A 12,376-nucleotide genomic window follows, 5' to 3' on the forward strand; every position below is an offset into this window, starting at 1 on the left:
GCGCTGGCCATCTGCCGCAAGCAGGGCTGGAAGTTCGACATCATGACGACATCCTTCTTCCTGTCGCGGCGTTCGCTCAAAGCCTCGCCCAATTCCGGCATGCCGGTTTGGCAGGACCGGCTGTTCATCGGCCTGGCGCGCACGGCGGCCGACGCGACCGAATATTTCCAGATTCCGACGGGCCGCGTCGTGGAAATCGGCACGCAAGTGGCTATTTAAGGCATATGCGGCAAATCCTGCTGGCGCCAGCCACGTAGCGTCGGCGGTTTTGGTCCTGCGCATGTCGGGTACCCGGCCGTTTTGCCGAGCAGCCCAGCGCTTCCGGTATGGGAGCCATTACGCAGCGGTACTTGATATTGCATTGCAGCAAGCGTAGAGCACCGCGCGCTTATCGGAGTGTCGTCCATGGCCCTTGCCAACCCTGGTAGTGAGGCAGAACCCGTCGAACAGTCGAGCCATCCCGAAATCGAACAGCACAGCACCAAGGTGTTGATGCTGGGCGCGCTTGGCGTCGTCTATGGCGATATCGGCACCAGCCCGATCTATGCCTTCCGCGAAGCCCTGCATGCCTCATCCGGTGGCAATGTTGCCAATCGTGCCGACATTCTCGGCGTGCTGTCGCTGATCATCTGGTCGCTGACGATCACGGTAACAATAAAATACATCATGTTCGTGCTGAGAGCGGATAACCGCGGCGAGGGCGGGGTGCTGTCCCTGATGGCGCTGGCGCGCGGCAGTTTCCCAAAACGTTCGGCTGTCATTCTCGGCATCGGCATCGTCGGCGCTTCATTGTTTTTCGGCGACGCCGTCATCACGCCGGCGATTTCCGTGCTGTCGGCGGTCGAGGGCATGAATGTCGTCACGCCCGCGTTCCAGCCCTATGTCGTGCCGCTCACACTGGTCATCCTTGCCGCGGTGTTCGCGGTACAGCGTTTCGGCACCGGCGGCGTCGGGCTGGTCTTCGGCCCGGTGACCGCTGTGTGGTTCCTTGCCATCGGCCTTTCCGGCGTTAACCACATCGTCGCCGACCCGGAAATCCTCTGGGCGATCAGCCCGCATTATATCGTCGCCTTCCTGATCCATTCGCCCGACGTTTCCTTCGTGACGATCGGTGCTGTTTTCCTGGCTGTCACCGGCGCTGAAGCGCTTTACGCCGATCTCGGCCATTTCGGCCGCAAGCCGATCGTGCTCGCCTGGCTGTGGATCGTGTTTCCCTGCCTGCTGCTCAATTATGCCGGACAGGGAGCTTTCGTGTTGGCCAATGGCGGCGTCGTTGGCCATCCGTTCTTCGAGATGAACGAGGGTTGGGCACTGATCCCAATGGTCGTGCTGGCGACCGCTGCGACCGTGATTGCCAGCCAGGCGGTGATTTCGGGCGCTTTCTCGCTGACTAGGCAAGCGGTGCAGCTCAACATGCTGCCGCGTCTGGAAATCCTGCACACGTCGGAAAAGCAGTCCGGCCAGATCTACATGCCGCGCGTCAATCTTCTGCTGGCGCTGGTGGTGATGATGCTGGTGGTCGGCTTCGGCGAGTCCAGCAGGCTGGCGTCGGCCTACGGCATCTCGGTAACCGGCAACATGTTGGTGACGACGACGCTGCTGTTCGTCATCATGACGCGAATCTGGAAATGGAATCTCTGGCCAGCGATTGGATTGACGGCGCTGTTTGCGCTGATCGACGTCGGGTTTTTTGCCTCCAACATCGTCAAGGTGTTCGAAGGCGGCTGGGCCTCGCTGGTCGTGGCCTTCGCGATCGTGCTGGGAATGTGGACCTGGGTGCGCGGCAGCCGTTATCTCTTCGACAAGACGCGTCGCAACGAGATCCCGCTCGATTTCCTCGCCGGCAATCTGTTGAAGAAGAAGCCGCAGCTGGTGTCCGGCACCGCCGTGTTCCTGACCAGCGATCCGCTCAGTGCGCCAACCGCGCTGATGCACAGCCTGAAGCACTACAAGGTGCTGCACGAGCAGAATGTCATCCTTTCGGTGGTGACGGCGCCGCAGCCGGTGGTGCCCGACAGCGAGCGGGTCAAAATGGAGACGGTCAACGAGCTGTTCATGCGGGTGACGCTGACCTTCGGCTACATGGAACAGCCCAACATTCCGCGCGCGCTGGCCATCTGCCGCAAGCAGGGCTGGAAGTTCGACATCATGACGACATCCTTCTTCCTGTCGCGGCGTTCGCTGAAAGCCTCGCCCAATTCCGGCATGCCGGTTTGGCAGGACCGGCTGTTCATCGGCCTGGCGCGCACGGCGGCCGACGCGACCGAATATTTCCAGATTCCGACCGGACGTGTGGTAGAGATCGGAACGCAGGTGGCGATCTGACGAGCTCGATCATCAAGCGTGGTTCAGGGGGCTGAACCACTTTGATTTCTGGGTTTAGGCAATTCCGGACGGAAAACCGCACGCACTTTTTCCTGGAATTGCTCTTGACCTGAACAGATGCGGAGGCGGGCATGAGCGGCGAACTGGTGCTTGTCACCGGCGGATCTGGTTTCCTAGGCGCCCACTGCATCCTCGAGTTGCTGAAGGCGGGCTACCGCGTGCGCACGACAGTGCGCTCCGCCAAGCGTGAAGCCGATGTCCTGGCCATGATCAAGGTTGGCGGCGCCGAACCGGCCGACAGGCTGTCCTTTGCCGTCGCCGACCTCATGAGTGACACTGGCTGGCTGCAAGCGGTGACCGGCTGCGACTATGTGCTTCATGTCGCTTCGCCATTTCCGCGCGGCGTGCCCAAGCATGAGGATGAGCTGATCGTTCCGGCGCGTGAGGGTGCATTGCGGGTATTGCGGGCGGCACGGGACGCCGGCGTCAAACGCGTCGTGCTGACCTCATCCTTCGCGGCCATTGGCTATGGCAAGATGCCGCCCGACGGGCGGCCGTTCGCCGAGGAGAGTTGGACCGATCCGACGGGCAAGGTCAGCGCTTATGTGAAATCGAAGACGCTGGCCGAGCGCGCGGCTTGGGATTTCATCGCCGCAGAGGGCGGCAGGCTGGAGCTTGCGGTCGTCAATCCTGTCGGAATTTTCGGACCGGTTCTGGGATCGGACCATTCGACCTCCACCGAATTTGTCCAGCGCATGATGAATGGCGCCATGCCGGGGCTGCCGCGCCTGTCCTTCGGCGTTGTCGACGCACGCGACGTGGCGGAGCTGCATGTGCGTGCCATGACCAATCCCGTTGCCAAGGGGCAGCGGTTTCTCGCCGTCGCCGGCGATTTCATGACGGTGCGGGAAATGGCGCAGACCTTGAAAACGCGGCTCGGCGGTGCGGCGGCGCGCGTCTCGACAAGACAGCTTCCCGATTGGCTGGTGCGGGTGGTCGGATTGTTCAACCCGGACGTCGCGCAGCTCGTGACGGAATTGGGCAAGGTCAAGAATGCCACCAACGCCAAGGCGGTCAGCATGCTCGGCTGGGCGCCGCGGTCTCGGGAAGACGCGCTGGCGGCGACCGGCGAAAGCCTGATCCGGCTTGGCCTACTCAAGACATCGAAATAGCGCGGCGGGAATCTAATCCGATTCCCGCCGGGCCGACTTAGAGCGTTCAGCGTTCGATAGAATCGTCGACCCGCTCTAACTTCTTGTTTTTACGCAATCCCGAACGGAAAACCGCTACGCAATTTTCCTGGAATTGCCATAGCCCGCCAGCACGGCCTCGTTGGCCTTCAGGAACTGCTTCAACGTCGCCGACTTGCGGCCGGACAGCGTTTCGACCGAATCCGTGACCATGCCGAGATCGCCGGCGCGGGCGGCGGCATCGAAGGAGACGAGAAGCCGGGCAATCGGATCCGGCAAGCCTGCCGCCTTCATTCCCCCGGTCAAGGCCTCGTCGGACAGTTGCACAACCTCGATCGGCTTGCCGGTGACGTTGCTGACAAGCGTCGCGACCTCGGCAACAGTGTAGGCCTGGGGGCCGGTCAGTGTGTAGGTCTTGTTCTCACCGTTGCCGGAGGTGAGCCCGGCGGCGATGGCGGCCGCCATATCGTCGCGTGCGCAATAGGAAATACGGCCGTCGCCGGCCGAGGTATACCAATGTCCGGACGCCATGATCTGTGGCAGGGCCATAAACAGGTTCTCGGCGTACCAGCCGTTGCGAAAGATCGTGTAGGCGATGCCGGTCGCCTTGATGGCCTGTTCCGTGCCGTAGTGGTCGGGCGCGAAGAGCACGGGCGAACCGGGCTCGGTGTTGGGCAAGGAGGTGTAAAGCAGGTGCTTGACGCCGGCCTGCCTCGCTGCCGCGACCGCTGTGACCTGCTGCGCGCGCCGCTTTCCTTGGATAGCCAATTCGTTGGTCGAGATGATCAGCGCGCGGTCGGCGCTGGCGAAGGCGGCGGGGAGGGATGCCTGATCGTCGAAGTCTGCTGCCCGCACGGTGACGCCGAGCGCGGCGAGATCTGCCAGGCTCGCCGGCGTGCGGGTGGTGGCGATGATCCGGGACGCCGGCACTTTGAAGGTGTCCAGCAGGTGGTTGACGACGCTGCGGCCAAGCTGGCCGGACGCGCCGGTGACGAGAAGGGTTTCGGGCATGGAAGGATCCTGATTTTGTGCCGAAGCGGCGGGATGCTCTTTGGTCTTTTACTAGTCTCTAAAAGAGACCAACGCTAAAATAGGAATTGACCTGTCGCCGTAAAGAAGGCAGTTTTTCGGGAGGTAGGCACACGCAGGGAACCAGCCATGGACAGCCGGATCGTCAGCCTGAAATCGAAACTGGACATCTACAAAGCGATCACCGGCGGCGGCGATCTATCCGACTGCCCGGTCAGAGACGTGATCCAGGGTCTTAGCGGCAAATGGAGTTCGCTGCTGATGGCAGCGCTCGCCGAACAACCCTATCGCTTCGGCGAGCTGCGGCGGCTGGTGCCTGATATCTCGCAGCGCATGCTCACCCAGACACTCTATGACCTGCAGCGCGACGGCTATGTGCATCGCGAAGTGTTCCCGACCAAGCCGCCGAGCGTCGAATACAGCCTCACCGATCTGGGCCGGTCGATGTTCGGCGCCTTACATCAGTTGCTCCAGTGGGCCGAGCTCAACCACGATGCAGTGCGCGAGGCGCGCAAGGGATTTGATGCCGCCCAAGCCTGAGCCCGGCTTGCGCCTGATGTAAGCGTAAAAGCGCCAGCTTGCCTTGGCTGCCTTCATGAGGGATTGTGCCGCCAGTTGGCGCACGATGAAGCTTCCCGTCGGCCGGAGATAGGCTGTCATCGGCTATGCCGCGCATTCGACGAGCCCCAACCCGGGCAAGGGGCCAACGTGGCGCTGCCCTTTCATCCGCGACCGGCTGGTGGCGACCATCGCGAAGATCCCGCCGGTTCCGCGGTTCCTCGCCTCGATGGTCGCCGGCACGGCGATCGATCCGTTCAGGCGGGCTGGGCTTGCCGAAGCACAGTGGCCTGACCGTTTCGTTGGATGAACCCGACGTCAGCCCAGACGACTGCCCCAGACAAAGGCCAGCGTCGCCAGCACGCCGAGTGCCACGCGAACGAGGTGCAGATTGCCCCATTTGACGATCAGGGGCCTGACCTGCGGATTGTCGGCGCCGACATCCATCGCTTGCAACACCCTGTTGGTTGGCATCATCGCGATCAACGTCCATGGCCATGGCAGGATGATCAATATCGCGCCAGCCAGGAAAGCGTGCCCGCCAGTCTGCCACCAGGCGATAAGACCAAGGACGCAGGCGACGATGGCGATCGACGCCTGCATCGCTGCGCCGCGCTTGTAGGAAGGTTGCCATTCCCGCAGCAGCGCCCCGTCATCAAGGCGAAGCCGCGCCGGCTGTTCGGCGACGCTGACATAGATCGCGGCGCCGGCGAAAACGGCGGCTATGGTCAAGGCAAGCAACCCGATCAGCATTTCTTCGCCCCAGGGGTGGCCGACAGCGAAAACCGTCCGGATAGAAATAGGGCTTGCAAGGTCCGGTGCAATACGCCATAGCATGCCGAACCGTAACGTACGGTACGGCTGGCCTGCTGGCCAGCTCGCCTGCCCGAGGAAAGACTGTGTTGCTGGCAAACGCCGACATCGACAACAGCCAGGCGCTGACGGAGCGGCAGAAGGCCGTTCTGGACGCGGCATTGCGGCTGTTGGTCGAGGAGGGCGACAAGCTGACCATGACAGCGGTGGCGCGGCGGGCAAGCTGTTCGAAGGAAACGCTCTATAAATGGTTTGGCGGCCGCGACGGGTTGCTGACGGCGACGGTGCAGTGGCAGGCCTCGAAGGTGCGTGTTGCTTCGGTCGACGGCAAGGGGCTGGATCTTGCCTCGCTGACGGCGAGCCTCGAGCGCTTCGCGTCTGACTGGCTCAGTGTCATTTCCAGCGATACCTCGATCGCACTGAACCGTGTGGCGGTCAGTCATGCCGGATCGGGCAAGGACGATCTTGGCGCCGTCGTGCTGGAGAATGGCCGTTTCGCGCTGGCGAGACGGCTGAAGCCGGTGCTTGAAGCCGGGCGCAAGGCCGGGCTCCTGGAGTTCGCGGATGCCGAGACGGCGTTCCGTACCTTTTTCGGGCTGGTAGGCCGGGACGTGCAGATCCGTCTGCTGCTCGGCGACCGGCTGGAATTGACTGAGGCGGCGATCGGCGGCGACGCCGCCCGGGCGACGCAGCAGTTTCTCGCTCTTTTCGGAGCAAAAACCGGGCCGCAAGGCCTTTGATCTTAGAAAACGGGAAGGAAGTAAAATGCGCGTTTATTACGATCGTGATGCCGATCTCAACCTGATCAAGGGCAAGAAGGTCGCCATCATCGGCTATGGCAGCCAGGGCAGGGCGCATGCGCTCAACCTTAAGGATTCCGGTGCCAAGGAGATCGCCATCGGCCTCAAGGCCGGCTCGGCGACCGCCAAGAAGGTCGAGGCCGACGGGCTCAAGGTGATGAGCGTGGCCGATGCCGCCAAATGGGCCGACCTGATGATGATGGCGACGCCTGACGAACTGCAGGCCGACATCTACAAGAACGAGATCGCGCCGAACATTCGCGATGGCGCGGCGATCGCCTTCGCGCACGGCCTCAACGTGCATTTCGGCCTGATCGAGCCGAAGTCGACCGTCGATGTCGTCATGATCGCTCCGAAAGGTCCGGGCCATACGGTGCGCGGCGAATATCAGAAGGGCGGCGGCGTGCCGTGCCTGGTCGCCGTCAACCAGGACGCGTCGGGCAATGCGCTTGACCTGGCTCTATCCTACGCCTGCGGCGTCGGCGGCGGCCGTTCGGGCATCATCGAGACCAATTTCCGCGAAGAATGCGAAACCGACCTGTTCGGCGAGCAAGTCGTGCTGTGCGGCGGCCTGGTCGAACTGATCCGCGCCGGCTTCGAGACGCTGGTGGAAGCCGGCTACGCTCCGGAAATGGCCTATTTCGAGTGCCTGCACGAGGTCAAGCTGATCGTCGACCTGATCTATGAAGGCGGCATCGCCAACATGAACTACTCGATCTCGAACACCGCCGAATGGGGCGAGTATGTCTCGGGTCCGCGCATCATCACCGCCGAGACCAAGGCCGAGATGAAGCGCGTGCTCAAGGACATTCAGACCGGCAAGTTCACCTCGGAGTGGATGCAGGAATACCGCGCCGGCCTGTCGCGCTTCAAGGGCATCCGCCGCATGAACGACAGCCACCAGATCGAGGAAGTCGGCGCCAAGCTGCGGGCCATGATGCCGTGGATCTCGAAGAACAAGCTGGTCGACAAGGCCAAGAACTGAGGGCTTCGCCCAGCGCGGTCGCAGGTATCTTCAGGACCAAGCTGGTGGACCAGGCCAGAGACCTGGGCGATATCAAGCCAAAAACGGCGCCTCGCGGCGCCGTTTTCATTTCGACCCGACCGGTCTGGTCGCACCTCACCTATAAGGCGACCAGCACTGCTGGCGCGGGCCATTGTAGGGCTGGAACGTATTGTCCCAGGCGCGATACGACCGGTACCTGTTATAGCACCACCGGACATGGGCACTCGAAGGCCGGCCCGCGCGATAATAGCGGCGCGGCGGCGGCGCATAATAGTCGTAGTTATTGTACAGGCTGCCAAGGCCGAGACCCAGGCCAAGGCCCAGGATTGCGGCACCCGCGCCATCATCGTAGTAGCCGCCGCGGTAGTGGCGATGGCGCCAACGCCAATTGTCGCCGCGGTTCCAGTCGCCACGATTCCAGTTGCCGCGTCCCCAGTTGCCGCGGTTCCAGTTGCCAGACCGGCCCCATCTCCATTCGTTGTTGAACGTTCCGTTGTTGTTGCCCGCCCAGTCTTCGCGGACCGGCGTGACGGTCGGCGCTGCTGTGCTGGCGGGAATCGACAGGTCCGGCTGCAGGATCGGTCCGGCGGCGGACGGCGCCGTTATGCCGGAGACAACGCCGAGCGCAATCAGCCCGGATTTGATGGTGGAAGAAAAGAGCGAATTCATTGCACTCTCCAAGAGGTACAGGCCCCACGCCTACCCTAGGAATGGAGCCAATGTGGATGTTTGCGTCTGAACGGCGGATGAACGGAAAGGTTCCGTCAACCATGGCGCGAAATGCCACAGGTCCAGACGATCTGGGCTTGTGGCCCTGCCGGCTTGTTTTCTCCGCCGCTTGCAGGCAAAGGTCACGGCATGTCGCTGCGCCTTGCCACTTTCAATGTCGAGAACCTGATGAACAGGTTCGATTTTTCCGGCTATCGCAATCAGCTCAACGAGGATCGGACGCTGGCGCTGTTCGATATCCAGAGCGAGGCCGAGTACAAGATCCTGGAGCAGGCCCGCGCCATCGCGCAATCAGACGACACGCGCCAGCTGACGGCGCTGGCGATCGCCGCCACCCGGGCCGACATCATCTGCATGCAGGAGGTCGACAACATCGAGGCGCTTAAGGCCTTCGAATACGGCTATCTGTTCAAGATGGTGGGGCAGGGCTACCGCCAGAAATACACCACGTCAGGCAATGATTCGCGCGGCATCGACGTCGCCGTGATGATGCGCAGCGAGTCCGCGCAGGGACAGCCGATCGAATTCGTGCGCATGACCAGCCACGCCTATATCACCTATGAGCAGTTCGGGTTGCACACGCCGGAACTCGAGGCGCTCGGCAAGCAGGCCAATGAGCGCATCTTCCGGCGCGATTGCCTTGAAGTCGACATCACCGTGGGCGGTGCCCCATTGACTCTCTACCTCGTGCATTTCAAATCGATGGGGCCGCCCCGCAACGGGCTCGACGGTCGCGAGGCGACGATGCCGGTCCGCATCGCCGAGGCGCAAGCGGTGCGCCGCATCGTCGAGGAGCGCTTCGGCAAGGAGCACGCCGCCGACAAGCGCTGGGCGATCTGCGGCGACATGAATGATTACCGCCAGCGGGTGAAGATTGCCGGCGATGATGTCGGCGGCTACCGTTTCGAGGTGGTCGACGAGGCCCGGTCCAGCATCGACGTGCTGACGGCTGGCGGCTTCTGCGAGAACGTCGTCGAGCGGCGACCGGAAATGAACCGTTGGACCTTTTACCATACCCGTGGGCCCGAAGAGCGGCATCTCTGCCAGCTCGACTATATCCTGCTCTCCAGGGGACTGGCGGCCAGGAATGCCACCGCCGTTCCCGACATCATCCGCAGTGGCCAGCCCTGGCGCACGATCTTTCCGGCAGGCCAGGAGGTCGAGCGCTTCCCACGCGCCGGCTGGGACCGGCCAAAGGCGTCCGACCATTGCCCGGTGGCGATCGCACTGGACATGGTTCGATAGGCGGCACTGGGGTTGATACAGATGAGTTTCGACCTGCCGCGCAATGTCATCCTGCCGGTCGATACCATCGACGTCCGGCTCGATCCCGGCACGCACCCTTTCGCGCGGGACAATGAATGCGCAATCGCCGAAAACTGGCAGCGCGAGATAGCAGCCAATCCGGCGCTGTTCGACGGCACCGTGGTGTTGCTCTCGCGACTTGCCTGGGGCGACAACCGCCTCGTCGGCTGCTGCCATGCGGTCAATTATTCCACCTTCATGCTCTGGCGCAAGCGGCGCGAGAATTCCGGTGCCGAGCACGCCTATGCCCATGCCATGCTGGTGGCCGGCGACAACGCGCTGGTGGCGATCCGTATGGGCGCGCGAACGGTCAGCCCCGGCCGCGTCTATTTCGCAGCCGGCTCGTTCGAGCCGCTCGACTTCCGCGACGGGCGGGTCGATGTCGATTTCAACATGATCCGCGAGGTGCGCGAGGAAACCGGCCTCGACCTGTCGAATGCCGAACGAGGCAAGCGCTACCACGCCCTGTCGACGGCAAGCGGTACGGTGATCTTCCGCCGCTATCACCAGACGGAACCGGCCGACGAGATCGCGCGGCGAATCTCGGCCTTCGTTGCCACCGAAACCGATCCGGAGATCGAGGGGCCGGTGATCATCCGCCATGCCGCCGACCTTCCGGATGGCCTGGCGCCGCACATGAAGCCGCTGGTCGAGTGGCATTTCGAAAGCGGCAAGTAGGATAGTCCTGGCCTCGGTGCCTTCTACTCGTGCCGCAGCGCGTCGATCGGGTCGAGCCTGGCGCCGCGTAGCGCCGGAAAGAAGCCGAACACCATTCCGATCAGCGCGGAGAAGCCGACGGCGAGCAGGATGACGGCCGGGCTTGGCGCGAAGGGGATGGTCAGGGTCACCGAGGCGAGGCCGGCCAGTGCCAGGCCGATGAGGATGCCGATGATGCCGCCGAGCAGCGACAGCACCGTGGCCTCGACCAGGAACTGGATGAGGATGTGCTTTTCATGCGCGCCGATGGCGAGCCTGATGCCGATCTCGCGCGTGCGTTCGGTGACCGAGACCAGCATGATGTTCATGATGCCGATGCCGCCGACCAACAGGCTGACGCCGGCGACCGCGCCCAGCATGCCGGTCATGGTGGTGGTGGCGCTGGCCATGGCGTCGGCGATCTGCGTCATGTCGCGGATGGCGAAATCGCTTTCGCGGTCGGGCGTGACGCGGCGTGCGTCACGCAAAATGTCCTCGACGCGCGGCTGCAACTCGCTGGTTGGCGTGCGATCGTCTGCGGCGATATAAATGTTGTCGATATCGCGGTTGCCGGCGATGCGACGCTGATAGGCATGCAGCGGCATCAAAACGACGTTGTCCTGGTCCTGGCCGAAGCCGGTATAGCCCTTGGGCTCGAGCAGGCCGATGATCTTGCAGGAGGTGCGGTTGACGCGGATGATCTCGCCCTCGGGATCGCCGGCGCCGAAGAATTGCTGGCGCACCGTCTCGCCGATCAGGCACACGCCGGTGCCGGAACGGGTTTCGGAATCGCTGAAGGGGCGGCCGGACACCAGCTTCCAGTCGCGTGCGTCGAGATAGGCACTGTCGGTGCCGGTGACGCCCGAAGTCAGGCTCTCGGTGCCGAAGATGACGCGCACCTGTTTCTGCGAGGCTGGCGAGATGGCGCGCGCGCCGGTGAGATGTGCGACCAGCGCCGCTAGGTCTTTCTCGGCCAACGGACGCACCACCTGGTCAAGCCCGCCCGGGCCTCCCGGACCTGCAGGGCGGCCGGCCCTGACGACCAGCAGGTTGCTGCCGAGCTTCGAGATGTCCGCCTTGACCTTTTGCGTGGTGCCGGAGCCGATGGTCAGCATGGCGATGACGGCGGCCACGCCGATGACGATGCCCAGCAGCGTCAGGAACGAGCGCAGCACGTTGCGGCGGATGGAACGAAGCGAGAGGCGGACGGTTTCCCAGATCATGGTCAGGCCGTCTCCATGGTGTCGGAGGCGACGTGACCGTCCAGGAAGCGGATTGTGCGTTCGGCGTATTCGGCGACATCGGCCTCATGCGTGACCATGGCGATGGTCAAGCCAAGCTCCTTGTTCAGCTGCGTCAGCAATTCCATGATCTCATGGGTGCGGGCAGTGTCGAGGTTGCCGGTGGGCTCGTCGGCGACGAGCAGGGTCGGCCTGGTGACGATGGCGCGCGCGATCGCCACGCGCTGCTGCTGACCGCCGGAGAGTTCCGCCGGCGTATGGTGCTCGCGGCCGACAAGGCCGACCTGGGCCAACGCCTGCATGGCAAGGTCGCGGCGCTCGCGGGCGGCGACGCCGCGATAGATCAGCGGCAGTTCGACATTTTCCGCCGCGGTGGTGCGCGCCAGCAGATTGTAGCCCTGGAAGACGAAGCCGACATAGAGGTTACGCAGCATGGCGCGGCGGTTGCGGTCGAGCCGGCCGGCGTCGACGCCCATGAAGGAATAGGTTCCGGCGGTCGGCGTATCGAGGCAGCCGATGATGTTCATTGCCGTCGACTTGCCGGAGCCGGACGGCCCCATGATGGCGACGAATTCACCGCGCCGGATCGCAAGGTCGACGCCGGCCAGCGCGTGCACCCGGGCCTCGCCCTGGCCATAGCTCTTCCAGACCTTGTCGAAGGTGATGAGGGGCGCGGCCATGGCT

The 12,376-nt window shown here is 63.3% G+C and carries 12 protein-coding genes and 2 pseudogenes; 9 read left to right on the forward strand and 5 right to left on the reverse strand.

The annotated features are described in order from the left end of the window. The 3 genes and pseudogenes from trkD to FJ934_RS15275 form a co-directional block, all read left to right on the forward strand. A pseudogene (gene trkD / locus FJ934_RS15265) lies at window positions 1-219 on the forward strand (potassium transporter Kup); the annotation flags it as partial. A 186-nt stretch (window positions 220-405) separates the two neighbouring features. Then, window positions 406-2,325, forward strand: coding sequence for a potassium transporter Kup (locus FJ934_RS15270; RefSeq protein ID WP_140610439.1), 1,920 nt, complete (start codon window positions 406-408; stop codon window positions 2,323-2,325). A gap of 131 nt (window positions 2,326-2,456) precedes the next feature. After that, complete coding sequence (locus FJ934_RS15275; protein ID WP_140610440.1) at window positions 2,457-3,497, forward strand: aldehyde reductase; 1,041 nt, start codon at window positions 2,457-2,459, stop codon at window positions 3,495-3,497. A 114-nt stretch (window positions 3,498-3,611) separates the two neighbouring features. Here the strand turns inward: FJ934_RS15275 and FJ934_RS15280 are convergent, their stop codons facing one another. After that, the gene (locus FJ934_RS15280; RefSeq protein ID WP_140610441.1) at window positions 3,612-4,526 is read right to left on the reverse strand and encodes an SDR family oxidoreductase; all 915 of its coding nucleotides are present in this window, start codon (window positions 4,524-4,526) and stop codon (window positions 3,612-3,614) included. A 147-nt stretch (window positions 4,527-4,673) separates the two neighbouring features. Here FJ934_RS15280 and FJ934_RS15285 point away from each other — a divergent pair, with 147 nt between their 5' ends. Together FJ934_RS15285 and FJ934_RS15290 are read left to right on the forward strand one after the other, a co-directional pair. Further along, window positions 4,674-5,084 carry a helix-turn-helix domain-containing protein gene (locus FJ934_RS15285; RefSeq protein WP_140610442.1) on the forward strand — a complete coding sequence of 137 codons (411 nt, stop codon included), beginning with the start codon at window positions 4,674-4,676 and terminating at the stop codon, window positions 5,082-5,084. 82 nt (window positions 5,085-5,166) lie between these two features. Next, window positions 5,167-5,412, forward strand: a pseudogene (locus FJ934_RS15290) (FAD-dependent monooxygenase); the annotation flags it as partial. Window positions 5,413-5,420: 8 nt separating this feature from the next. On the opposite strand, the gene FJ934_RS15295 reads toward FJ934_RS15290, so the two are convergent. After that, window positions 5,421-5,852, reverse strand: coding sequence for a DUF1772 domain-containing protein (locus FJ934_RS15295; protein ID WP_181165637.1), 432 nt, complete (start codon window positions 5,850-5,852; stop codon window positions 5,421-5,423). Window positions 5,853-6,001: 149 nt separating this feature from the next. Here FJ934_RS15295 and FJ934_RS15300 point away from each other — a divergent pair, with 149 nt between their 5' ends. Further along, window positions 6,002-6,655 carry a TetR/AcrR family transcriptional regulator gene (locus FJ934_RS15300; RefSeq protein WP_140610444.1) on the forward strand — a complete coding sequence of 218 codons (654 nt, stop codon included), beginning with the start codon at window positions 6,002-6,004 and terminating at the stop codon, window positions 6,653-6,655. A gap of 25 nt (window positions 6,656-6,680) precedes the next feature. Then, window positions 6,681-7,700 carry a ketol-acid reductoisomerase gene (gene ilvC, locus FJ934_RS15305; RefSeq protein WP_010910140.1) on the forward strand — a complete coding sequence of 340 codons (1,020 nt, stop codon included), beginning with the start codon at window positions 6,681-6,683 and terminating at the stop codon, window positions 7,698-7,700. Window positions 7,701-7,835: 135 nt separating this feature from the next. Here ilvC and FJ934_RS15310 read toward each other — a convergent pair whose 3' ends face one another. Further along, window positions 7,836-8,390, reverse strand: coding sequence for a BA14K family protein (locus tag FJ934_RS15310; RefSeq protein WP_140610445.1), 555 nt, complete (start codon window positions 8,388-8,390; stop codon window positions 7,836-7,838). 189 nt (window positions 8,391-8,579) lie between these two features. Here FJ934_RS15310 and FJ934_RS15315 point away from each other — a divergent pair, with 189 nt between their 5' ends. Beyond that, a complete protein-coding gene (locus FJ934_RS15315) occupies window positions 8,580-9,695 on the forward strand; it encodes an endonuclease/exonuclease/phosphatase family protein (protein ID WP_140610446.1) in 1,116 nt (371 codons plus the stop codon). Between the two features lie 21 nt (window positions 9,696-9,716). Further along, on the forward strand, window positions 9,717-10,433 hold the full coding sequence (locus FJ934_RS15320; RefSeq protein WP_140610447.1) for a hypothetical protein: 717 nt from the start codon (window positions 9,717-9,719) through the stop codon (window positions 10,431-10,433). 23 nt (window positions 10,434-10,456) lie between these two features. On the opposite strand, the gene FJ934_RS15325 is transcribed toward FJ934_RS15320, so the two are convergent. Next, complete coding sequence (locus FJ934_RS15325; protein ID WP_140610448.1) at window positions 10,457-11,674, reverse strand: ABC transporter permease; 1,218 nt, start codon at window positions 11,672-11,674, stop codon at window positions 10,457-10,459. A 2-nt stretch (window positions 11,675-11,676) separates the two neighbouring features. Continuing rightward, window positions 11,677-12,372, reverse strand: coding sequence for an ABC transporter ATP-binding protein (locus FJ934_RS15330; RefSeq protein WP_140610449.1), 696 nt, complete (start codon window positions 12,370-12,372; stop codon window positions 11,677-11,679). Window positions 12,373-12,376 lie beyond the last annotated feature (4 nt).

The organism is Mesorhizobium sp. B2-4-12 (genome assembly GCF_006441575.1).
In the GTDB taxonomy this organism is placed as follows: Bacteria; Pseudomonadota; Alphaproteobacteria; order Rhizobiales; family Rhizobiaceae; genus Mesorhizobium.

Bases quoted from the DNA above. Each gene is read 5' to 3' on its own strand.
- FJ934_RS15315 (WP_140610446.1), top strand. From the start codon at position 8,580: ATGTCGCTGCGCCTTGCCACTTTCAATGTCGAGAACCTGATGAACAGG.
- FJ934_RS15270 (WP_140610439.1), top strand. From the start codon at position 406: ATGGCCCTTGCCAACCCTGGTAGTGAGGCAGAACCCGTCGAACAGTCG.
- FJ934_RS15330 (WP_140610449.1), bottom strand. From the start codon at position 12,372: ATGGCCGCGCCCCTCATCACCTTCGACAAGGTCTGGAAGAGCTATGGC.
- FJ934_RS15285 (WP_140610442.1), top strand. From the start codon at position 4,674: ATGGACAGCCGGATCGTCAGCCTGAAATCGAAACTGGACATCTACAAA.
- ilvC (WP_010910140.1), top strand. From the start codon at position 6,681: ATGCGCGTTTATTACGATCGTGATGCCGATCTCAACCTGATCAAGGGC.
- FJ934_RS15310 (WP_140610445.1), bottom strand. From the start codon at position 8,390: ATGAATTCGCTCTTTTCTTCCACCATCAAATCCGGGCTGATTGCGCTC.
- FJ934_RS15275 (WP_140610440.1), top strand. From the start codon at position 2,457: ATGAGCGGCGAACTGGTGCTTGTCACCGGCGGATCTGGTTTCCTAGGC.
- FJ934_RS15320 (WP_140610447.1), top strand. From the start codon at position 9,717: ATGAGTTTCGACCTGCCGCGCAATGTCATCCTGCCGGTCGATACCATC.
- FJ934_RS15280 (WP_140610441.1), bottom strand. From the start codon at position 4,526: ATGCCCGAAACCCTTCTCGTCACCGGCGCGTCCGGCCAGCTTGGCCGC.
- FJ934_RS15325 (WP_140610448.1), bottom strand. From the start codon at position 11,674: ATGATCTGGGAAACCGTCCGCCTCTCGCTTCGTTCCATCCGCCGCAAC.